Source organism: Coraliomargarita algicola (genome assembly GCF_033878955.1).
In the GTDB taxonomy this organism is placed as follows: Bacteria; Verrucomicrobiota; Verrucomicrobiia; order Opitutales; family Coraliomargaritaceae; genus Thalassobacterium; species Thalassobacterium algicola.
This window is the reverse complement of the sequence record NZ_CP138858.1, coordinates 3,519,934-3,541,387: the sequence shown is the minus strand read 5'-3', so window position 1 is coordinate 3,541,387 and position 21,454 is coordinate 3,519,934. Positions and strand designations below refer to the sequence as shown.

Annotated in this window: 18 protein-coding genes; 9 read left to right on the top strand and 9 right to left on the bottom strand. The window is 55.3% G+C overall.

Features of this window, described 5'->3' with window-relative positions; genetic code table 11:
* The first annotated feature begins 8 nt into the window (after positions 1-8).
* The 4 genes from rsmA (at position 9) to SH580_RS14495 (ending at position 4,659) form a co-directional block, all read left to right on the top strand.
* The gene (gene rsmA / locus SH580_RS14510) at positions 9-839 is read left to right on the top strand and encodes a 16S rRNA (adenine(1518)-N(6)/adenine(1519)-N(6))-dimethyltransferase RsmA (protein ID WP_319831561.1); all 831 of its coding nucleotides are present in this window, start codon (positions 9-11) and stop codon (positions 837-839) included.
* Positions 840-946: 107 nt separating this feature from the next.
* Positions 947-2,701 carry an ATP-binding protein gene (locus SH580_RS14505; protein ID WP_319831560.1) on the top strand — a complete coding sequence of 585 codons (1,755 nt, stop codon included), beginning with the start codon at positions 947-949 and terminating at the stop codon, positions 2,699-2,701.
* A gap of 87 nt (positions 2,702-2,788) precedes the next feature.
* Positions 2,789-4,105 (top strand): dicarboxylate/amino acid:cation symporter, encoded by a 1,317-nt coding sequence (locus SH580_RS14500; RefSeq protein WP_319831559.1) that lies wholly within the window; start codon positions 2,789-2,791, stop codon positions 4,103-4,105.
* Between the two features lie 92 nt (positions 4,106-4,197).
* On the top strand, positions 4,198-4,659 hold the full coding sequence (locus tag SH580_RS14495) for a RidA family protein (protein ID WP_319831558.1): 462 nt from the start codon (positions 4,198-4,200) through the stop codon (positions 4,657-4,659).
* Positions 4,660-4,683: 24 nt separating this feature from the next.
* Here the strand turns inward: SH580_RS14495 and queF are convergent, their stop codons facing one another.
* Both queF and SH580_RS14485 read right to left on the bottom strand, forming a co-directional pair.
* Entirely contained in the window at positions 4,684-5,058 is a 375-nt protein-coding gene (gene queF / locus SH580_RS14490) for a preQ(1) synthase (protein WP_319831557.1), read from the bottom strand.
* A gap of 42 nt (positions 5,059-5,100) precedes the next feature.
* Positions 5,101-6,768: a response regulator gene (locus tag SH580_RS14485; protein ID WP_319831556.1), complete on the bottom strand. Its 1,668-nt coding sequence runs from the start codon at positions 6,766-6,768 to the stop codon at positions 5,101-5,103.
* 198 nt (positions 6,769-6,966) lie between these two features.
* On the opposite strand from SH580_RS14485, the gene rsmI reads away from it, so the two are divergent.
* Positions 6,967-7,683 (top strand): 16S rRNA (cytidine(1402)-2'-O)-methyltransferase, encoded by a 717-nt coding sequence (rsmI, locus tag SH580_RS14480; RefSeq protein WP_319831555.1) that lies wholly within the window; start codon positions 6,967-6,969, stop codon positions 7,681-7,683.
* An 8-nt stretch (positions 7,684-7,691) separates the two neighbouring features.
* Here rsmI and SH580_RS14475 read toward each other — a convergent pair whose 3' ends face one another.
* The 7 genes from SH580_RS14475 to lnt all read right to left on the bottom strand — a co-directional run bounded on the left by SH580_RS14475 (position 7,692) and on the right by lnt (position 18,125).
* A complete protein-coding gene (locus SH580_RS14475) occupies positions 7,692-8,852 on the bottom strand; it encodes a ribonuclease D (RefSeq protein ID WP_319831554.1) in 1,161 nt (386 codons plus the stop codon).
* Between the two features lie 94 nt (positions 8,853-8,946).
* The gene (locus SH580_RS14470; protein ID WP_319831553.1) at positions 8,947-11,742 is read right to left on the bottom strand and encodes a hsp70 family protein; all 2,796 of its coding nucleotides are present in this window, start codon (positions 11,740-11,742) and stop codon (positions 8,947-8,949) included.
* Positions 11,743-11,751: 9 nt separating this feature from the next.
* A complete protein-coding gene (locus tag SH580_RS14465) occupies positions 11,752-13,596 on the bottom strand; it encodes an Hsp70 family protein (protein ID WP_319831552.1) in 1,845 nt (614 codons plus the stop codon).
* A 53-nt stretch (positions 13,597-13,649) separates the two neighbouring features.
* Entirely contained in the window at positions 13,650-14,297 is a 648-nt protein-coding gene (locus SH580_RS14460; RefSeq protein ID WP_319831551.1) for a DUF2760 domain-containing protein, read from the bottom strand.
* Positions 14,298-14,401: 104 nt separating this feature from the next.
* Positions 14,402-15,376, bottom strand: a complete 975-nt coding sequence (locus SH580_RS14455; RefSeq protein WP_319831550.1) for an NAD(P)/FAD-dependent oxidoreductase — start codon at positions 15,374-15,376, stop codon at positions 14,402-14,404.
* A gap of 37 nt (positions 15,377-15,413) precedes the next feature.
* The gene (locus SH580_RS14450) at positions 15,414-16,304 is read right to left on the bottom strand and encodes a TIGR01777 family oxidoreductase (protein WP_319831549.1); all 891 of its coding nucleotides are present in this window, start codon (positions 16,302-16,304) and stop codon (positions 15,414-15,416) included.
* A 54-nt stretch (positions 16,305-16,358) separates the two neighbouring features.
* Entirely contained in the window at positions 16,359-18,125 is a 1,767-nt protein-coding gene (gene lnt / locus SH580_RS14445; RefSeq protein ID WP_319831548.1) for an apolipoprotein N-acyltransferase, read from the bottom strand.
* Positions 18,126-18,218: 93 nt separating this feature from the next.
* On the opposite strand from lnt, the gene SH580_RS14440 reads away from it, so the two are divergent.
* From SH580_RS14440 to SH580_RS14425, 4 genes are read left to right on the top strand one after another with little or no spacing between them, the layout of a single operon-like run.
* Positions 18,219-19,136 (top strand): sirohydrochlorin cobaltochelatase, encoded by a 918-nt coding sequence (locus SH580_RS14440; RefSeq protein ID WP_319831547.1) that lies wholly within the window; start codon positions 18,219-18,221, stop codon positions 19,134-19,136.
* Positions 19,133-19,867, top strand: coding sequence for a precorrin-2 C(20)-methyltransferase (cobI, locus tag SH580_RS14435; protein WP_319831546.1), 735 nt, complete (start codon positions 19,133-19,135; stop codon positions 19,865-19,867). Before SH580_RS14440 ends, cobI begins: the two co-directional genes overlap by 4 nt.
* On the top strand, positions 19,857-20,804 hold the full coding sequence (locus tag SH580_RS14430) for a hypothetical protein (protein WP_319831545.1): 948 nt from the start codon (positions 19,857-19,859) through the stop codon (positions 20,802-20,804). Before cobI ends, SH580_RS14430 begins: the two co-directional genes overlap by 11 nt.
* Positions 20,801-21,454 carry a precorrin-8X methylmutase gene (locus SH580_RS14425; RefSeq protein WP_319831544.1) on the top strand — a complete coding sequence of 218 codons (654 nt, stop codon included), beginning with the start codon at positions 20,801-20,803 and terminating at the stop codon, positions 21,452-21,454. The genes SH580_RS14430 and SH580_RS14425 overlap by 4 nt, the downstream gene beginning before the upstream one ends.

Below are 21,454 nucleotides of genomic sequence, written 5' to 3'. Positions count from 1 at the left end.
AAAGCGCCATGCCACTAAGTCCTACAGCCACTCGTGAGCTCCTGCATCAACTAGAGCACCTTCCCAACAAAAAACTGGGACAAAACTTCTTAGTGGACGGCAATATCGTGCGCAAATCCATCGACCTCGCCGAGATCGGCCCCGGCAGCGCCGTCGTCGAAATCGGCCCTGGCCTGGGCACACTCACCCGCGCGATCCTCGCTAGCGGTGCCTCGCTCTGGGCCGTAGAACGCGACGCAACTCTGGCGGCACATTTGCGCACAAATGTTCTCCCCGAACAGCCCAAGCTACAATTGATCGAAGGCGACTGCCTCGACTATCCCATTGCAGCACTCCCAAGCGAGCACGCGGAATCGGGCTATAAGATCGTGGCCAACCTCCCCTACGCCGTGTCCACCCCATGGATGGACGCCGTCCTTTCCGGACCGCTGCCACAGCGCATGGTGCTGATGCTGCAGAAAGAAGCCGCCGACCGCTATGTGGCGCCCCATGGGAGTAAAACATTCGGCGCAATTTCCATTTTCCTGCAAGCCGCGTATAAGATGCACAGCCGGCATCTGGTCTCCGCCCAGTGCTTTCACCCCGCTCCCAAGGTCGATTCCGTATTGCTGCGCTTGGACCTAAAAGAAGACGCCGTCCATTTCCCCAAGGAGATTCGGGCCTGCATCCGTCGCATCTTTACGCTCCGACGCAAACAACTCGGCAGCCTATGCAAAAAAGAAGCCACTCCAGGCATCACTGCCTGGTTTGAACATTTACTCAGCAAAGGCTACTCTCCCAGTATTCGCCCCGAGGAGATCACTTACCAGGACTGGTGCGAATTGCTCAATTTTTGCTAAGCTCCACAAAAATTGATAACTCTTTTACGTTCGTCACGATAACTTAACTAAAAGCACACTTTTCCAGCTTTTAGCCCCAGCGACTGGACGCTAGCGTCCAGCCGACTATGGCTGCACATGAAGACATCAACCTGGACGAGCTGATCACACATTCACTCTCCGTCCCCGACCACGAAACACTAGAAACCACCAGTAGACTCGCCGCCGAAAAGGGGGTCGATTTTCTGGCAGTGAAACGTGGCGATACAGTCGTCGGACTCTGCTCTGCAGTCAAAATCAACAAGTGCCTCAGCGCCCGCTATGGACACGCAGTCTATGCGCAACGCCAGATCGTCGACTTCATCGTTGAAAACCCAATCATCGTCCGCGACGACACCGACGTGCACCAAACCCTGCAGCAAGTCTTCAATCGTAAGCGAGAAGACTTCCACGACGACATCATCATCGTAGATTCGCACAACAAGCTTCGCGGCTTAATCTCCACCGACACACTGATTCGCGTCCAGAACTCGCTACTGCACAAACAGCTCAAAGAAACCGACGAACATAAGCAGCGACTACAGTGGAAGAATGATCAACTGGAACACCTGACCGACGAGCTGGAGCACACCAATGCCAAGCTCATCGAGGCAAGTAACGTAGCCGAGCAAGCCACTCGCCTAAAAAGTGAGTTCCTGGCCAATATGAGCCACGAGATTCGCACCCCGATGAATGGCATCGTCGGCATGCTCTCACTGCTGGCCGAAACCAAACTCGACGAAGAACAAAACGAACTCGTCTCGACCGCCGAAGTGAGCGTCAACGCACTGCTACGCATTATAAACGACATTCTCGATTTTTCTAAAATCGAAGCAGGCAAACTGGAAATCGAGCACGAGCGCTTCGATCTACAGGAGCTGCTCAACTCCTGCATTATGCTCTACCAAGAGCGGGCACGCAGTAAAAACATCCAGCTCAACCATAGCGATTGCAAGCTGCCTTACCAACTGAGTGGCGACGCCGTACGTGTCCGCCAAATTGTCAACAACCTGGTCAGCAATGCAGTCAAATTCACCAAAGCGGGCACCGTTTCACTCAGCAGCGAAATCATTCGCGAAAGCGCAGAAGAGGCACTCATCCGTATCAGCATTCGCGATACCGGCATCGGCATCGATCCTGCCAACCTCTCCAACCTCTTCAAGCCATTCGTCCAGGCCGACGGCTCAACCTCGCGGGACTTTGGAGGCACAGGCCTCGGGCTATCGATTTCTCGCAAGCTCGCCAACTTAATGGGCGGAGAAGTCGATTGCCAAAGCACTCTAGGCGTGGGCTCGGTCTTCCATGTGACCATCCCCTTCCCCAAGAGCATCGAGCTGGAAGCCACTTCAACGCCATCCGCTCCCAGCCAAAATGAGCACACTCCCTGGTCGGAAACGGAAACCGATCACAGCTGCGCAGACTCCGAAGATAAAACCGCGCTTAAAGTTCTGGTAGTCGAAGACAATGCCGTCAATCGACACGTCGCTCAACGCTTTCTGGAAAACCTACAGTGCTGCGTAAATTTCGCCGAAAACGGCGCCATCGCCATCGAAAAGCTCAAGGAGCAATGTTTCGACATTATCTTTATGGATTGCCAGATGCCCGTCATGGATGGCTATACCGCCACCCGGCTGATCCGCAAGGGCGTCTGCGGTCCCAGTAAGACAAACACATTCATTTCCGCCATGACTGCCCACGCCATGCAAGGCGACCGTCAGAAATGCCTCGATGCCGGCATGGATGCCTACGTCACCAAACCCATGCGGGTGGATGACCTACGTGCAGTTCTAGACGAGTGCCGCCGTAAAAATCATGCCACCGAACAACAGCAACAGGCCATTTAAACGGTCCGTTGCTTAAAATTCGTTCTGGCCAAGCAGTTCGTCTCAATGAAATGCTACAGACCTTCCACCTGTAGTCTCACATTGATCATGACAACTAATCCCATTCGCTGGAAACTTCACTGGCAAATCCTCCTCTCCTTAGTGCTCACCCTGCTCTTCGGTGCTCTAATCCTTCCCCACACCAGCGAAGGCTTCAGTGCAGGAGCCATCAATTTTTGCCAATTCATCGGCAAGCTCTTCATGAACGCGCTGAAGATGGTCATCGTACCGCTGATCGTCGCCTCTATTATCAGTGGCGTCATGCACCTGGGCGCCGAAAAGGGCGTCGGGCGCATGGGCTTTAAAACCTTTCTCTACTACACCTTTAGCGGCGCCGCGGCTGTCATCATTGGACTCATCGTGGTCAACATCATCCAGCCAGGTAATGTCGATGCCGACACCGCCGCGGCCATGCTAGGCTCCGGCGCGGAGACCTCGGTAAGCCAGGGCTTAATGAGCAAAGTCGAAGGCCGCAGTTCCAGCGACCTCTTTGACATCTTCCTGCGCATGTTTCCGTCCAACATCATCGACGCCGCCACTAACAACGGCCAACTGCTCGGCGTGATCACCTTCTCCATCATGTTTGGTGCTTTCATCGGCAAGCTAAAGCCCGAGCAGCGCGAGACCCAGCAAAGATTCTGGGAAAGCGCTCAAGAGGTCATGCTGCAATTAACCGATTTCATCATACGTTTCGCCCCGATCGGTGTATTCGGACTGGTGGTGCCTGTCATATTTGAAACCAACCTCGGCGACCTATTTGGCACTCTCGCATGGTTCTTCATCACGGTGCTACTTGCACTCACACTGCACTTTTTCATTAACCTTGGACTGGTTCTCAAGTTGGTAGCCAAGGTCAACCCCGTCACCCATTACAAAGAGATGGCCCCCGTGCTGCTCACCGCATTTTCAACTGCCAGCTCCTCGGCCACCTTGCCACTGACGATAGAAACCGTCGAAGAGCGCGCCGGCGTCTCCAAAAAGACCTGCTCCTTCACCCTACCGTTGGGAGCCACAGTCAACATGGACGGCACCGCGCTGTATGAATGCATCGTGGTGCTCTTCATCGCACAGCTTTACGCCTCCACCGGACAGGTCGCGCTCAGCATTGGCGACCAACTCTTGGTGGTATTCCTCGCCTTGACGACCAGCATCGGCGTCGCCGGCATCCCTGCCGCAAGTCTGGTGGCCATCGCGGTGATTCTACCTGCGGTCGGTCTACCGGTCGAGGCCATCGGCGTCGTCTGGCTCACCGACCGCATACTCGACATGTGCCGCACCAGTGTGAATGTATTTTCCGACACCGTCGGCGCAGTCACCATCGCTGCCACCGAGGGCGAAACACCCTACGGAAACATCGAACCTTGAACTTCCAACATTGAACGTCGAATAGCAGCCTACAGTTTCATTTCTGAAATTCTGAGTTCGACGTTTAGCGTTCGATGTTCAAAGTTCGCGCGATGAGCCAAACAGACCAACGCCTCGCCGAACTCGGCATCGAACTTCCTTCCGCTCCCGCCCCTGCGGGCAGTTACGTGCCCGCCATGCGGGTCGGCAATCTGCTCTATCTGTCCGGAGCCATCTGCCTGGTAAATGGTGAGATGACTCACACCGGTAAGATAGGCGAAACCCGCGACATTGCTTACGGTCAAGAAGCCGCCCGCGTCTGCGCCCTCAACTTACTGGCAGTGGCCAAAGCACATCTAGGCGACCTCGATAAAGTCTCCCGCATCGTGCAGCTCAATGGCTTCGTCAACGGCGTGCCCGGCTTCGCCGATAGCCCCGCAGTCATCAACGGCGCCTCCGACCTACTGGTCGAAATACTCGCCGAGCGCGGGAGTCACACTCGCGCCGCTGTCGCTGTCACAGGTTTACCCAAAGACACCACCGTCGAGATCCAAGCCATCTTCGAAGTCGCTTAAGCTCTCAGGCCAGTTGACAACATACTAGGCCGAAAAGGGAAAAGTCGTCGGGCCATCATAGCCCTCTTGCGCATCTTCAACCACCACGTTGGAGCGTATGCCACCGCGCCCGCGCCAGATGGTCTCCAAGCGCGCCCAGCGTGGCTTACAAACCGCAAATAAGTCTTCGAAAATCTGATTGGTGGCCGCCTCAAAGAAGATCCCCTTATTGCGAAAACTGTGCAGATACAGCTTCATCGCCTTAAGCTCGATGCAGACCTCATCCGGCGCATAGCTAAACACGACAGTGGCATAGTCCGGGTGCCCCGTCATCGGGCAGGTAGAAGTAAACTCCTCCTGAATATGCTGAATCGTGTAGTTGCGCTCCGGGTTCGGATTGGGAAATGTTTCAATGTCCATATCACGCACAGTGCCCAGCGATCATCAAAATTCAATCTAAGATCAACGCATTGTCAGCACATCTGTAATTTTGCGCTGTAAATCATCCGCATTCACAGGTTTGGATACGAACTCATCCGCACCATGCTCGCGACACACCGCCTGTGTCGACTTCAATAAATCGGCAGTCAGCACGATCACCGGCACACGTGTCGCCCCGCTACGCGCCTCCCCCTGACGTATCGACTTCAACACATCAATCCCGTCAATACCCGGCATATGTAAGTCTAGCAAGACCACGTCGTAGAGATCAGGCTTATATTTATCCAGAGCCTCGCGCCCATCCGTTGCAGTGGTCAGCTCATAGCCCATTCGCTTCAGGATACGAGTCTGATAATAAAGGTTCGGAACATTATCTTCCACCATCAACACCGAGATGTGCTCGCGTGACTTCGAAACCTCCGGCACTTCTTCGTCCTCAGCGGGCACCTCTTCAATGACCTTAGGCACCTTAGACACTTCGACATCATCGACCTCCGTGCGGGCCTCCACGACATCTTTGCCCACGCCTGCAGCTGCAGCCCCCGCCACGGAGAGGCAAATATAAAAGCTAAATGTGGCGCCCGCCCCAGCAGTCCTTTTCACCGAAATTTGCCCATCCATCAACTCGACATAACCTCGGCAGATGGCCAGCCCCATGCCCGCGCCCCCTTGAGCCCGGGTAAACGTCGAATTGCCCAATAAAAAAGGATCAAACACGTGATCCACCATATTTGCATCAATCCCGACGCCCTCATCTTCCACATCCACGTGCCAGATGATGTGTTCCGCATCCAGCGATTTCACAACACTGCGGAGCTTTGCAGAATTCATCCCCGAAAACTTGGCCGCATTTTCCAACAGATGTAAGAGCACACATTTAATCTTTTTATAATCGCCCACGACCACGCCTCCGTCGGGCAGAGCGACTTGCTGCTCGGTCTCAATCTCCACTGTAAAAGAGGGCTGATTTTTCTGCAGCTCAAAAACCACCTCATTCACCAATTCCGTCAGTACAAAACGATCCTCGCGCAATTTTTTCTTTTCGGGGTTCAATTCTGCAAACTCGATAATTCGATTAATGGTCTCGATCAAACTCTGCCCCGCATCATTGATCGCCCGCACCATCTCCAGCTGTTCCTCGTCCTCCACCTCTTCCAACAACAGATCTGAAAAGCCCAGGATCGGATTCAATGGCGTACGTAGCTCATGGCTCACCGTGGCTAGGAAATTAGACTTTGCCTGATTCGCGGCATTCGCCTGATCTCTCGCCTCAAGCAGCGCATTTCGTATACGCCGGGTCTCGGAGATATCTTGAATCACTCCAAATAAACAATTCTTACAACCAGACAGTGCGCTACCACTCTTACCAATGACTCTCACATATTTGTGAACCCCGGCCTTGGTAATCAACTCACACTCGAAATCGTAACTGCCGACTTCCTGCCTAATCCGATCCAATGCCTCACGCAACCTCTCTCGATCCGCCTCCACATAATACGACAAACACTCTTCAAAACCGGGAGGCTCCTGCCCACGAGGCAGCCCATGCACATCGTACACCCCTTCCGACCAATGCAACCGTCCAGTGTCCAGATCATAGATCCAAGCTCCCATCGACACAATACGCGCGCCTTCAATCAAACACTCACGTTGTAAATCTAAATATACTTGTTCAAAGTCTTCTTGCATATTTGCGGCCCCATAGCCAAGACAATGGATTTTGCTCAGTAGGGTAACGATAAGATAATAATAAGGGATGTAAGACTTATTAATAAAGCACACACTCAGCAAATTCCGTTAATTACTGGTAAATATTATAGCGTCTCCTATTTATAAACTTACAACGCAGCATTCATTGAATACCCAATCTCAAGAAGCCGACACATTTTGACACATACAAAAACAAACTCCCCCAGTGGCCAACTCACACTCGTCGCCGCACCAATCGGCAACTTGGGCGATATGACTGCACGCGCCATCGAGACACTCAAAACTGTCGATGCCATCGCCTGCGAAGATACCCGTGTCACGGGCAAACTACTCAGTAAGCTGGAGATCCAAAAAAACGGCCCACTGACCTCCTATCGCGAAGAAAACGAGAAGCACATGGCCGGCGAACTCGCCGATCGAATCGAATCTGGCGAGCACATCGCGCTCATCTCCGACGCGGGCATGCCAGCGATCAGCGACCCTGGCTTTCGGCTCGTGCGCGAGTGCCGCAAACGTGGCTTGGCAGTCACTGCTGCTCCGGGCCTCACTGCAGCCACCACAGCGCTCGCGCTATCAGGACTGCCCAGCGATGGCTTCCTCTACGTGGGTTTCCTCCCCCCAAAAAGTGCTGCCCGCAAACGCTTCTTCGACAGCAAACGCGATTTCGAATACACCATCATCGTATACGAGTCCTGTCACCGAATCGGGAAATTTCTCAATGAACTGGTCGACGTCCTCGGGGAGCAACGCTGCATCAGCGTCGGTCGCGAACTGACTAAGCTGCACGAAACCGTGCACACCGGCCCCGCCGCCGAGGTGCGCGACCGCGTAGCCAAAGGCAGCCAAAAAGGCGAATTCGTCATCTGCATCGCCAAGGAAGGCTTCGAACTATAAGCACACTTCTAACTCAGCTGCGGCAGCTTCGATTCGGGATCAATCGAGATGCTGCCCTCGCCTTTCAGCAGGCGCAGCAAAGCATTGCCACAAAATTCACCACGCCAACCACGCAGCATACGATGCCGGCTCGGGTCGATACCTTCGACCTCCAAAACGAAGGCTGTCACTTCGGCTCGATTGCCAATCAATGCGGGGTCAATTTTGTCAGCGAGACACATGCCCTTAATCGAAGCCAAGGAGAGATCCACCCGGGCCTCATAGCCGTCGTCTGGCGATGGCCCAATGTGCTTGTGATTGGGTAATTCCGGCAAATCGCCATTTCGGCCGCGTTCGATGGCTTCCCAGATATGCCCGCGATTTCGCTCAGCAGAGCGCTCGCTCAAACCTTTCATCTGGCGAATATCTTCCGCGCTATTCGGCGGACGCTTAACCAGTGACACCAATGCATCGTCCGAAAGCACAAAGCCTCGCGGAATATTACGACGACGGGCTTTCAACTCACGCCACGCTCCCAGCGCACGCAGCACATTGCGCTGCTGCTGCGTGAGCGAACCACTGCCGCGCACGCGGGGCATTTCATAATCGGGGTCGCGCTCACTGTAATTAGACACATCCTCGTAGATTTTCATCTCGTCTTGAATCCACTCCTTGCGGCCGAGTGCCTCCGCTTTGCCCATAATTTTCAGCATCAAATCGACCGAATAGCGCACATCATCTTCAGCATACTTAATCTGTGCATCGGTTAACGGACGTGCCACCCAATCCGAACGAGTCTCCGTCTTTGCCAAGCGTACTTTGAGCAATGTCTTTAGCAATTCACTCAAAGAGATCGTCGCCGACAGCCCCACAAAGCCCGAACTGCGCTGGGTATCAAAAATATTCTTCGGCAAGCCACCGCAGGCGCGGTAAAGTATATTGAGATCTTGTTGCGCATCATGCAGAATTTTTACCGTATCGGGGTCCGACATCAGCTCAGCCAAGGGCGACCAATCCTCGATCGCGGGCGCATCAATTAGCTCACAATGGCCATCTGGATAGCCAATTTGTACTAAACCTAAGGTCGGATAATAGGTGCGATCCCAAATAAATTCGGTATCGACGCCAACTGCACCGGCTTCACGCGCACGGCGCACGACATCGGCAAGGGCTTCGGTTGTGGTAATCATAAACGGAATAGCGTCGCTGATATTCAGGACGATGGAAAGGAGATTTTTTCACCCCAAATGGAGATGGCTTTCAATACAATATCTTTGCGAAATCTCAGGACTCAACCTGCAAACCAACTGGTAAAGATTCCCCGAAGAGCTGCTGGATGTCTTTAGCATCGATCGGCGTGAAGGTTCGCAGGGGCTCTGTCTGCTGCGTGCTGGCTCCAGATGATGTGGCCTTCGCAATGATGCGCTCACGCAAGTCCTCCGCCACATCGTGATCGCGGTTATTCACGATACGGGCAGCTTGCACGAAGAGTTGCGGCAGATTGCGCAAGTTGTCGCGGCTCCAATCCAGCGCCTCCAGCTGCTCGAATGCGAGCCACACTTCACTGGCAGGCAGGATCGCGTGTTCGCCACCGTAAAGCGGCACGCGATTGAGCACACGCCCGAGCGCCCAGATGGAATGATCGCAAAAAGTCTCACTGCGGCGGACAATACTGGCGGTAAAATGATGCGCGAGCTGCGTGCGCTTCTCAGCCGACAGGTGCTCGAATGCGCCGAGCATGCGCGCAGGCTCATAGGATTGCTTGCTGTCTTGTAGTGTCTTATCCAGCCAAGCATCGTAGAGTGCCTCTTGCTGCGCTGCATCCAGGCCCCCGGCCACGCGTCGCCACAGCAGGAAATACTGCTCGCGGTTGGCCTTGTTGTTGGCGTGGGCTAAATCGAGCTCATAGATCGTCCACAGGGTGCGAATAAAATACGGGTCGAGGGCATGCCCGTAGCCGGGACGCAGAAAAAAGCCTGCCGCGTTGAGCCAAGCGAGCTCATGCTCGGGCGATCGATCCCGTCGTGTTAAAAAACTGGCATGTGTTTGCCACAATTCACGTATGAAGGGCACGTTCCACTCGCGTCGATTCAAATGACTGATGCGCTCTAACTCCTTCAGCAGCTTGGACGCCGGTATCCGCGGCTCAGGTCCGAAGGTGTCCGCTATCAACGCTTTTGAAGACTCCAGATCCTCGGAGCTGAGCCCCGTGTCCGGCTGCTGGGGCGCAGCGTCTCCCGCTGCGCGCTCATCGGCCTGTCGCAGATTAAATTCCAGTCGCCAAACCCGATTCTCCTCCAGGATTCGTCGCACGCTGACACAATTGACCCGCAACAAGCCGAGACTATTCAGATGCGCCTCCAGTTCGATCGCCACGTTCCCGTCCTCCGGGAGGGGCGCCCCGACTGGCAGTTGAGCCATGGTCTGCATCACTGGCAGCTTGTGGAAATCATGCTCATTTTTCCTCACCAAATCCCCGCCTTGATCGCCCTCACGACAGGTAGAAGTGTAGGCCTGAAATTGCACCGGCATGTTCACCTTGAGCGACAAGTTCAGCGCAGTTATACGCGTCGACGTCTCCAACGGACTGCCCTGAGCGAGGACGCAGACCAATCGTGTTTCAGCGGACTGCTTACGTTTTTTCTTTCCACGCTTCGGCGTGTAATTCACTTCAAGGTAAAAGCTATGCCCGGAGCCGCCTTCGATCGTGGCCACATGCTCACGCGACAGACTCGCACGATACCAGGCCGCCCCACGCGCGACGGCCAGCTCCAACGAGGTGTTTTCCAAAATGACAGGACGCTGCCCCTCTTGCCAAGCAGCCAACTGATCGGCCAAACGCACGCGCACACTGGCCGCCGCCAGTGTGCCTCCGTTAAACAATAAGGCATCCACCTTACGTCCGCGAATGAAGTCTGCTAAGTGGTGGGTAATCGCGGAATCCTGCGCATAGGGCAAGCCGATCTCCCGCAGACCACTCGCGTCATTCGCAGGTTGTGCATCGGCATCACAAACAGGGAAAAAACCATCCAGCACCGTGCGGGTAATTTCCCCGCGATTCAAAGTAAGCGTCTGCACCGACTCAAAAAGACTGCCGCCAGCACCCGCCAGCGCGATCGTGAAAGGCTCCTCTTCAGGGCCTTCGGTCGAGAGCACGCGCTCTTTTAAATCCCGACATTGCGCGACCAGCTGACTCCATCCCGTAGTCGAGAGTGCGGTCTGCCCCGACAATTTCGCTTCTGCCAAATGCGCCAGCGCGAGATCGATATTATCGCCACCGAGTAAAATATGCTTACTGACGGCAATACGACGCACATGGGGCAATGCCTCGCCAGCAACCTGGGACAATTCAAACAAACTGAAGTCCGAGGTGCCACCGCCGATATCACACACACAGACCACCTTAGGGCGTTCACTCAACTCCCCCAGTGTCTGCCCCCAGTCACGAGCATCACCATGAGTTTCCAACCAGGCATAGAAAGCTGCCTGTGGCTCCTCTAGTAAGCGTGTGCTTTGTGGATAGCGTGCCTGCTGCGCCGCATCCAAGGTCAAGCGTTGAGCCACCGTATCAAACGAAGCGGGCACCGTGATCACGATGTCCTGACGGTCAAACAACGACTGTTTATCCTCCCGCCCGATGGTTTGATCCCAGGCAAAACGCAAATAATCCAAATAGGCCGCCGAAGCCTCGACAGGCGAACACTTGTCATCCTCTGCGATCACTTCGCTCTTCCAAGGCAAGAGCTTGCGCTCACGATCAATGCCCGCATGGCACAACCACGATTTGGCGGAACTAATACTTCGAGCCGCATCCGAACCTGCTAACTCACGGGCTAACAAGCCCACCACACGGCCGGAGTCCCATTCACCGACCGCATCGCCAGCCAACGCCGACTGCTCCGCCTCACTCAAATAATAGCCAAACGAAGGCAGCGAGCTCGACTCGCGAACCGTATTTAATGATGCATACTGCGGGATCTGAAAAACCTGCGTGCCTGCGGTCGGGTCTTTGGAGTCGATGTAAGACAGCGCACAATTACTCGTGCCCAGGTCGATACCGATAAAATAACGAGCAGCCATAAAACCGAATTAATCCGTGCGCACAGCAAATTCCAACTTCCAGCGGTGGTCGGAGCGGGTGTGCTGCATCCATAAATCCAAGGTGCCCATTTCGGTCACCCGCGCGTGCAGCTTGACCGGCACCACTTCTCCTGTCGCATGCCCTTCCAGCGGCGTGAGTTCCATTTTCAGTTCCAGGGTTTCTTCCAGTTCCTTCTCCGCATCGGGCAAAATAGTGCCGACGGCATCGCCCGAACGGATGGCAGAGCTAAAGAAGCGGAACGTCACAGATTCCCCGGTCACCAAGCCGAACTCTTTCGAATCTAAAATTTGCTCACTGCCCTCTTCCATGCCCTGAGGCACCACGCACAATGCTTTGAGTGGTGGTTTAAAACCGGGAATAGCCAGCCCCGCAGTTTCCAAGCCGATATAATAACTGCGCGAGGCGCCAGCCTTCACCCGCACACCGCTGCCACTGAGCTGGTTCAGGCCGTAATACGCAGCACCATGCGCCACTGCCTTGTCATAACGCGCTCCAGCCAACTCACGCACGGGCGCATCCGCACCACTCCACTGATTGAGCAATGCCAAGACACGCTCACGAGCGGGGGCCGCATTGAAGAAGCCACCATTAAACAAGACCGCGGTCGGCTTTAAGAAACTGCCGGCAAGCACCTCGGCGCTAAATTGACCAGCCAAGCTAGCATTGGCCTGCACGTTCTGTAAACTACGAGTCAGGAAGCGTGCCAGGTGTTTACTCAGCACGGGATCACTTTCATAGGACAAGCCAAACTCCTGTAAGCCCGCAGAGGCACGCGCCGCCGGCATCTCACTGGCATCAATCAAGGGCAAAAAACCATCTAACGCGATTTGATTCAGTGTGTCGCGGCTCAAACTGGTCGCCACACTGCCCGCAAACAGAGACGAGCCGCGCGAAGGCACGGATAACGAGACTTCCGTCAAATCCAAATTCTCAAACAAGCTTTCTTTCGCACTGCGACAGGCGTGCACCAATGCGAGAAACTGCCAATCATCGATCGTCTTCCCCTCACCCTCCATTTGATAGCGCAGCACATGCGCCAGCGCGAGATCGAGGTTATCGCCTCCCAGTAACAAGTGCTCCCCCACGCTGATACGCTCTAACTCGAGATTTCCTTCGACCTCAGAGACACAAATCAGACTAAAATCTGAAGTGCCCCCACCGACATCACAGACCAAAATAATATCTCCGGGCGCCACTTGCTTGCGCCAATCCGAGCCCGCCTGCGCCAGCCATGCATAAAAGGCGGCTTGTGGCTCCTCCATTAAAGTGACCGCTCCCAGGCCAGCCGCTTCCGCCGCTTCATAAGTCAGCGAACGCGCCACCTCATCAAACGAAGCCGGCACAGTGAGCACTACATTGGTATTCTCCAGATCCCAGTCGCTCTGTGCCGCTTCCGCCGCGGCCTTAAAACCATACACCAGAGATTCCAAATACAAGCGCGAAGCCTCAATCGGAGACAGCTTCGCCTCCACACTACTGGATTGCCACGGCAGGATGGGCTCATGGTGATCGACTTGGGTGCTGCACAGCCAAGACTTCGCCGAACTCACCAAACGGTCAGGCACCTGAGCCCCGTGCTGACGCGCAAAGGCCCCCACCACATGCGCATGAGACAACTCCTTGCCCGGCAAATTAAATGCGCCCTCAGGAAACTCATCCGGCGCGGCAATATATATATTCGAGGCCAGACCCGGACGTGCTTCCACCGTATGTGGAGCCACCACTTGTAAAATGGACAGATCCTGCAATGCCTGATCCTCCAGCCGCGCTACCGTCATGGCCGAGTTACTCGTCCCTAAATCAATTCCCAGACTATATTGCTTAGACATCATAAACCTTCATTTCATTGTAAGCAGGATGCGACGCATCCGCTAGACACCATCGGCTAGCCGACCTCAACTTCGGCAGCCACTAAAAGATGCGTGCCACTGGCGCTAGCCCGTTCTCCGAGGACCTTAGGTAAGTGAACAGAGGTCGTCTTCCAGCCTTTGTGCTTGAGCACTCCCTGATAAGGCGGCTCCCCCTCGACCTTGCCAGTCAGACGATATTCGTTACGATCGAAAGTAGGCTCCAAAGTAATGGGCTGATTCTCCGCAGTCGTCGCGACCGGCTCGATGCTGAAATTATGCTTCATCACTGTTTGACAACCTTGATGCACAAAACGAGCCGCCGCCGCAATTTGCGCGTCTGGATAGCTCTTGATATCATCCATCACAAAATCGAGAAAACGTCCTTTTTCCTGTAAAAGCCCCAGCAATTGCGCGACCTGAACCTCAGCATTCTGCTCGGGGATTTTTTGCAAGTCTGGCCGCGGTGTTTCCGGTGCCACCGGCGCAGGTGCAGCTTCAGGCACAGTCACTGGCTCCGCAACCGCTGTTTGCTGAAGCGTCAAAGCAAGCACACAGCCCAGCAGCGCCACCGCAATCGCCAGATAAAGCAACACCTGAGCGTTCTCCGCAAACGCAGGCAATGACGCGAGAACCGCGATCACTAAGAATAAGAAATTACTAACAATTAAAAGTGTCTTTTTCATAAGCTAAGAAATGCAGTCAGCTAGATGCGCCATTATTCGCACCGACGCAAGCGAGTTTCCCCTTATTCCGTCCAAGACTCCCTTTCCAGCAAGCGTCTACTGCTCTACGCAAATTTATTCAAAATAGCATGCGCCGCCTCGATACCCGATAGCGCGGCCCCTTCCACACGCGCGCCTCCGAAGGCGTCGCCGGCGAGCGTCAACTGTAAGCCAGCATTCTGGAAGTATGGCTCACTCCATGGGTTAAGCGGCTGGGTAAACCCCCAACGGTGGCAGCTAAAATCCACGACCGTAGCGTGCAGATAGGGCGCAGCAGCCTTTAACATCAAGGCACCACGCACTTCATCCTCGGCATCCCAGTATGCCTCTGCAAAATCGGCGTCGGCATGGATAGTCACAGCGGCGACCTCGGGTGAAATGCCCTTCAGCTGATTATCCGCTATCCAACAAAGCGGTGCATCCTCGATCTTGACAGCCCCCGCACCTGCCATGCCGCTGGGGCCATCAAGTATCGCCAGTGTGGCCAAGCCACGCTGATAACGCACCTCTCGCAGCGGCTCTGTTGCAGCACCGGCAAAGTCCACGCCGGCAGTGTCTAACAGCGCCAGGGCCTGCGGCAGCGGCGCGGTAATCACGAGCTGCGTCGCCACATAGGTGCTTCCTTGACTGCTGCGAACAATCCATCGATCGAGATCGCGCACCAATTCAATCACTTGCTGCGAGGTATGCACATCCAGGTCCCGAGCCAAATACTTCGGCACATCCGTCATCCCATTTACCCCACAATACCGTGGGTGGCCATCGGAACTGGCCTGCTGAGGCACCTGCCGATACCACTCGCGAATCACCCCCGCACTGAGCCATTGATCGACATAGGCTTGCAGCCGCGCATCACGCACGGTGAAAAACTGCGCCCCATGATCCAGCCGCGCACCTGCCATGCGACGCGTCGCCATACGCCCACCAAGACCGCGGCCTTTGTCCAGCACACACACGGTCTTACCTGCCTTTCGTAATTCGGTCGCGCACAGCAGGCCGGAAATTCCAGCTCCGATAATTAAAACGTCTGTAGTTTGCATGTGATAAAATGGGACCAGGTAAATGTGAGAAAATGGCTTAATGAATCGCCGCTAAAAGTGCTGACTCGAGCTCTGGATGTTGCCACTCAAAACCGAGTTCGGTGAGACGCTGCGGCCGCACAGCTAAATTACTGAGCACGGTTTCTTCGCCCATTTCACCGAAAATCATTTTAACGATAGCTGCAGGCACGGGAAAAACCGTCGGCCGCCCTAAAATCGTACCGAGCGTTGCTGTAAATTCCGCATTCGATACTGGCAGCGGAGCGACCGCATTGATCGCGCCGCAAACCGATTCATTTTCCACCGCAAAGATGTAAGCCTGGACCAAATCCGGCAAACTGATCCAGCTCATCTGTTGCTGCCCATTGCCGATGCGCCCACCTACCCCTAACCTAAAAGGCGTCAGCATTTTAGCCAGTGCCCCACCCTGCCCACTCAACACGATGCCAGTGCGCATGAAGGCGGTGCGTATCCCAGCCTCCGACAAAGGCCGCGCAGCAGCTTCCCACTGCTGCGTGACTTCGGCCAAAAAACCATCCCCCATGGGACTGGACTCATCCGCCCAAGCTTCCAGATCGGTACCATAATAGCTGATACCCGAAGCCGAAATGAATGCAGGGCCAGGTGCCTGTTGTAGAATGGCATCCACCAGCAAACGGGTGCTCTGGACACGACTCTGTAGTATGCGCTCTTTAGCGGCTGCGGTCCATCGCTGCACAACGCTTTCGCCCGCAAGATGAATCACCGCATCCACGCCATTGAGAGCCGCGGCATCCAACCGCCCCGCGTCCACATCCCATTGCACATCGCCATGCTTGCTGCGCGAGAGCGTGCGTATCTGGTGCCCACGCGCCTGTAGCGCGGCACATAAGGGCTTTCCGATCAAGCCAGTGGCTCCAGAAATCAGAATCGTCAGCGAAGGAGACATTGCACTGTGGGTAGAAGTGAGTTCAGACATCTCCCCGCAAGATACACAACTCAATCAAGTTTGCGATTTGGACCGCAAGAAAAAGCTCCGCAACAAGGCCATCGCAGCCAGTCCAGCCGCGACTCCGACAAACCAATCACCATGACGGGTGTAGTAACTTTGCTGCCGAGTCCACTCTTCAAACTGAAAGACACTATAACTGCCACCGCCTCGAAAAAAGATGCTGCCCGCCTCATCCACCAACACCTCACGCACGGTGCCATAACTGTCGATCCAACCACTCCAGCCGCCATTACCTGCGCGCATCACGGGACGTCGATTCTCCACCGCACGCAGCACGGAATGCGCCGCATGCTGCACCGCCCCGCCCTCTTCGCCATACCACGCATTATTGGTCGCGACAAAAAACAGGTCCGCCCCAGCGCGCGCGCTCGCACGCGCCAAACCTGGAAAGGCATCCTCGTAGCAAACCAGAGAGCCCACTTCATAAGTGTTCTCCCCCACTGTCAGGTCAATCAGCCCCACCGAATCTCCAGCCACAAATGAACCACCGATCGGCACGACTTTCTCAATAAATCCAAAAGGCTTGGGCACGTATTCACCAAAAGGCACGAGTTCGCGCTTCGTATAAAATTGCGCCGACAAACCGGTTTTCGGCTCCACCAAAAATGCCCCGTTGCGCCATTCCTCCGCCACACGATCCTCCGCGAGATTGCCCATTAAGATGGGCTTCTCCATTTCGTTCACCAAACGCTCCACCCGGACCTGCATGTCCGGGTGCCCCATGACAGGCCAAGGTGTCGCCGCTTCCGGCCATAGAACGACATCACTCTCCAAACTGGCAACAAAGCGCGTCTGCCGTTCCAAAATTTCGAGATTCTCAAGCTCGCGATCAGTATCCCACTTGAGCTCGGGCAAAATATACGGCTGCACCACCGCCGCCGTAAACATCGGCTGCGCAGAATCGGGTCGCGGCAACACTGTAAAAAATACAAATATGCAAAAACCAAGCCCGCTCATACCGACATAGAGGTCGGGACTGAACCAACCGGTCCACATTTTCCGCTCACGCCGCACCAGCCGATGCCGCAAAGTTTGCGTCACACACAAATTAAAGAATACCAGCAAAAAGGAAACGCCATAGGCCCCGGACCATGCCGCGATCTGCAAAACCACCGGACGCTCCCATTGACTCAAGGACAAAGGTGCCCAAGGGAACCCCCAGAGCAGCCATGTGCGGGCCCACTCTAAGACCACCCACGCACCCGCGAGTCCCGCAAAGCCTAAAATTCGCATCACGACATTCGCCCCCACCAGCCGCGGCAGCAGCCTACGTACGGCGGACAGCCATAGAACAAAGATCACTGCCAACACGCCACTTAAGGCAATCGTCCCAAACCAGGTAACATGCCGCAACCAAATCAAAATCGCGAACCAGCTCACCCAGCCCGTGCCAAGCGCGACAGTGTAGAACAAACGCCGGCTCGGCTGTGTGTAGAGCCAAAGCAATAGCGGCACAAAGGCGATGTATGCGGCCTCCGCAAACTCAAAGGGCGGGATCGAAATCACCCACAACAAGCTGGACAACACAGCCGCCAGCAAGCCCCAGTGGAGCGAATACGGTGAGGCTTCCGCCTCGATAAAGGCTGATTCAGTGCCCACACTGCCGTGCGCTCGGCTGCCCAACTCCTCCGAAATCGATGTTTGTTTGCTGAAAGTATTCACGTTTCTCAAATGTTGACGCAAGTAAGAGATCCACTCGCGATTCGTAGCCTGCACGTTCAGGGCTTTGCCCCATATACTCAAGAAAGATGTATCCACCTGGAAAGAGTAGTCAGGAGACCGAGCGAGTCCGTGCACGCTTTTGCATTTTCTTACTTGATTAATAAGAATGATTCTCGTAAATCAAATTACATGAGCTTATCTAGGTGCATCTTAAAATTAAATATTCTACTAGCAATTCTATCTAGTTTATGGGCTGTATCCATGGAGGCTCGTTCGCCCGCCACGACGCCTCCGCCCCAGCGAGGGATTTTGTTGGTGACTTTTGGTAGTTCTTATCCGGAGGCGCAGGTGGCTTTTGAGCGGATCGATGCGATGGCGCGCAAGCGTTGGCCGGATACGCCGATCTATTGGGCCTATACTTCGGACTTTATTCGTAAGAAGTTGTTGAAGCGGGGTGAGCGGCATGACGCGCCGATCGCGGCGATGGCTCAGATGCATGATGCGGGCATTCGCGAGATTGCGGTGCAGTCTTTGCACGTGATTGCGGGTGTGGAATACGAGGAAATTGTGAGCGCGGTGGATGCTTTTCAATCGACGAATCTGGCCTTTGAGCGGGTGACGATTGGACGGCCTTTGTTGGCTTCTGCGGAGGATGTGTATGATGTCGCAGATCTCATTTTAGCAGAAGCGGCGGAGTCGCGTGCGGAGGACGAGGCCTTGGTCTTGATGGGGCATGGCTCGGGGGAGCATCCGGCGGATCTGACTTATCTGGCGGCGGCTTCGGTCTTTCAAAAGCGGGATGCCACGGCCTTTCTGGCCACGGTGGAGGGGCACCCGACCTTTGAGGATTTATTGGCGCAGCTCCAGCAGGCGGGCGTGCAGCGGGCGGCTTTGATGCCTTTCATGTCGGTGGCGGGGGATCATGCGCGCAATGATTTGGCGGGTGAGGAGCCGGACTCTTGGAAGTCGCAACTGGAAGCGGCTGGCATCGAATGCTCGGTCATTTTACGTGGCATGGGTGAAATGCCGGCTTTGGTGGATCAGTGGTTGGCGCACCTGCAAATCGCTCTGGATGAATTGGCTGAATTAGATGAGGACGCACTATGAGTGAAACGATGACTGCGACTGGCATGCTCACGGGGGTCGGAATCGGCCCGGGGGCGGTGCGTTATTTAACGCTGGAGGCGGTGGAGGCGCTGCGAGCGGCGGATGTGATTATCGATGTCGCGGGACCGCGCACGAAAGAGAGTGTGTCGGAGCGGGTGATCGACGAGCTGGGCGGCTGTGCGGGTGAACGGGTGCATTTTGTGACGCCAATGTCCAAGGACTTGGCGGGGCGCAGTGAGATGTGGCAACAGCGTGCGCGTGAAGTGCTGGATTGGATACGTGCGGGCAAGCGCTTGGTCTATGTCACGCTGGGCGACCCTTTGATTTATAGCACTTTTGGTTATCTGCGGCGTGAGTTGTTGCAGCTGGATCCGCAGGTCAAGATTCAGGTGGTGCCGGGGATTACTTCTTTTCAAGCGGCGGCGGCGCGCACGGGTGAGCCTTTGCTGGAAAACGAGGAAGTGCTGTCCATCATCCCGGCCACAGCGAGTGCGGCGCAGCAGGAGGCGGTTCTGCGCGGCACGGATACGGCTGTATTTTTGAAAGCTTCGCGCAAGAAGGCGGCGCTGTTTGAGCGGGTGAATGGTGCGCTGGATGCGCAGTCGTTTCTCTACGCTTCACGCCTGGAATCGCCGGATGAATTGGTCGCCACCGATCCGATTCAAGCGGCGGCGATGCCGGACACCTATTTATCTTTATTCATTTCACGGAGACAGAATCATGACCTTTGAACTGTTTTTTAATAAGGTCGTGCCCTCGGTCTTTGAGTTGGGGCTTTATTTAAGCCTGGGGGTCTTGATCGGTGTGTTGCTGGAGGTGACGGGCTGTATCAAAGGGCTGGCGCGCCTGGCGCGGCCGATCCTAGCGCTGGGGAATTTTCCAGCGGAATGTGCGGCTGCTTTTGTGGCGGCCTTTGGCTCGACCAAGACGGCCCACAGTATGCTGGCTGCGGCGCATCGTGGGGGCGTGATCAATCGTCGTGAGCTGGTGCTGGGCGCGGCGGCCAATACACTGCCGACCACGCTGATGCATTTGAAGTTTTTCGCGCCTTTGATGGTGAGTGCTTTGGGCACGGTGGGCTTGGCCTATGTGATCTTTGTGATCGCGCTGGCGGTCTTGGTGTTCCTGGTGGCGGTGATTGCTTCGCGCTTTTTGGTGAAAGTGCAGGATTTTGATGCGGCCAGTTTGGAGCCGCTGGAGGGACGCCCGCAAGCGAAGCTTGGGTTTTGGAATATGCTGTGGTCGCGCTGGTGGCGCATGTCCTTGCGTGTGCTTTCGGTGGCGATTCCGGTCTATACCGCGATCACCTGGATCGAGGTGAGCGGTGGCTTTAAATGGATGGCTTCTGCGCTGCCGAGCTCGGTGGACTCGATCTTCCCGGTGGAAAGTATGGGCATCATCGTGGCGCAGCTTTCGCGCACCTCGGCTGCGGTGTCGGCCACGAAGGGACTCTTGGACGCGGGCACGCTGACTGGGACGCAGGCGTTTTTTACTTTGCTGGCGGGCTACTGCCTGGCGCTGCCGATTAAGGTGATTCGGCGCAACCTGCCCTCGGCTTTGAGCATCTTTCCGGATACGACGGGTTTCTGGATCATTGGTATCACCCAGGGTGTCCGCATGTTGATCGCGGTCAGCATGGTGGGCACTTACATCGCTTTTGCATCATGAATACTTCTGCTGAAAATATTACTTGGGACTGGACGGGGGCTGAAGTGGAGGCGGAGAGCTTTCGTCGCATCGAAGCGGAGGCGGGGGATCATGGTCTGCCGCTGCCGCATTGGCGCGTTGTGCGTCGTATGATTCATACCACTACGGAGTTTGCGATTTTGGGTGAGGTGGGCTTTCACGGCAACCCGGTCGAAGTGGGCTTAGAGGCGCTGCGCGAGGGGCGTCCGATTTATAGCGACTCGAATATGATTCGTTCGGGCATCTCGGTGCCGAAATTGCAGAAGTTTCATCCGGCTTACGCGCGGGAAAGTATTCACTGTTATGTGGCCGATCCGGAGGTGGCGGAATTGGCGAAGGATCGTAATTGCACCCGTGCCTTGGCTGCGATCGATGTGGGGCGTCCGATTATCGACGATGGTATTGTTCTGATTGGTAACGCGCCGCTGGCGCTGGCTGGCATTTGCCGTATGATCGAGGCGGGCGAGCTGCGTCCTCGGTTGATTATCGGTATGCCGGTGGGCTTCGTCAATGTGATCGAATCGAAGGAGTGGCTGATGCGCACCGATGTGCCGCATATCGTCTTAAGCGGTCGCCGCGGGGGCAGTCCTTTGGCGGTCACGGCTCTGCACGCGATCATGGAGAGTGCCTAG

What these genes read in the sequence shown, in the direction of transcription:
- rsmA (WP_319831561.1), top strand. Translation starts at nt 9, where the DNA reads ATGCCACTAAGTCCTACAGCCACTCGTGAGCTCCTGCATCAACTAGAG.
- SH580_RS14505 (WP_319831560.1), top strand. Translation starts at nt 947, where the DNA reads ATGGCTGCACATGAAGACATCAACCTGGACGAGCTGATCACACATTCA.
- SH580_RS14500 (WP_319831559.1), top strand. Translation starts at nt 2,789, where the DNA reads ATGACAACTAATCCCATTCGCTGGAAACTTCACTGGCAAATCCTCCTC.
- SH580_RS14495 (WP_319831558.1), top strand. Translation starts at nt 4,198, where the DNA reads ATGAGCCAAACAGACCAACGCCTCGCCGAACTCGGCATCGAACTTCCT.
- queF (WP_319831557.1), bottom strand. Translation starts at nt 5,058, where the DNA reads ATGGACATTGAAACATTTCCCAATCCGAACCCGGAGCGCAACTACACG.
- SH580_RS14485 (WP_319831556.1), bottom strand. Translation starts at nt 6,768, where the DNA reads ATGCAAGAAGACTTTGAACAAGTATATTTAGATTTACAACGTGAGTGT.
- SH580_RS14475 (WP_319831554.1), bottom strand. Translation starts at nt 8,852, where the DNA reads ATGATTACCACAACCGAAGCCCTTGCCGATGTCGTGCGCCGTGCGCGT.
- SH580_RS14470 (WP_319831553.1), bottom strand. Translation starts at nt 11,742, where the DNA reads ATGGCTGCTCGTTATTTTATCGGTATCGACCTGGGCACGAGTAATTGT.
- SH580_RS14465 (WP_319831552.1), bottom strand. Translation starts at nt 13,596, where the DNA reads ATGATGTCTAAGCAATATAGTCTGGGAATTGATTTAGGGACGAGTAAC.
- SH580_RS14460 (WP_319831551.1), bottom strand. Translation starts at nt 14,297, where the DNA reads ATGAAAAAGACACTTTTAATTGTTAGTAATTTCTTATTCTTAGTGATC.
- SH580_RS14455 (WP_319831550.1), bottom strand. Translation starts at nt 15,376, where the DNA reads ATGCAAACTACAGACGTTTTAATTATCGGAGCTGGAATTTCCGGCCTG.
- SH580_RS14450 (WP_319831549.1), bottom strand. Translation starts at nt 16,304, where the DNA reads ATGTCTCCTTCGCTGACGATTCTGATTTCTGGAGCCACTGGCTTGATC.
- SH580_RS14440 (WP_319831547.1), top strand. Translation starts at nt 18,219, where the DNA reads ATGAGCTTATCTAGGTGCATCTTAAAATTAAATATTCTACTAGCAATT.
- cobI (WP_319831546.1), top strand. Translation starts at nt 19,133, where the DNA reads ATGAGTGAAACGATGACTGCGACTGGCATGCTCACGGGGGTCGGAATC.
- SH580_RS14430 (WP_319831545.1), top strand. Translation starts at nt 19,857, where the DNA reads ATGACCTTTGAACTGTTTTTTAATAAGGTCGTGCCCTCGGTCTTTGAG.
- SH580_RS14425 (WP_319831544.1), top strand. Translation starts at nt 20,801, where the DNA reads ATGAATACTTCTGCTGAAAATATTACTTGGGACTGGACGGGGGCTGAA.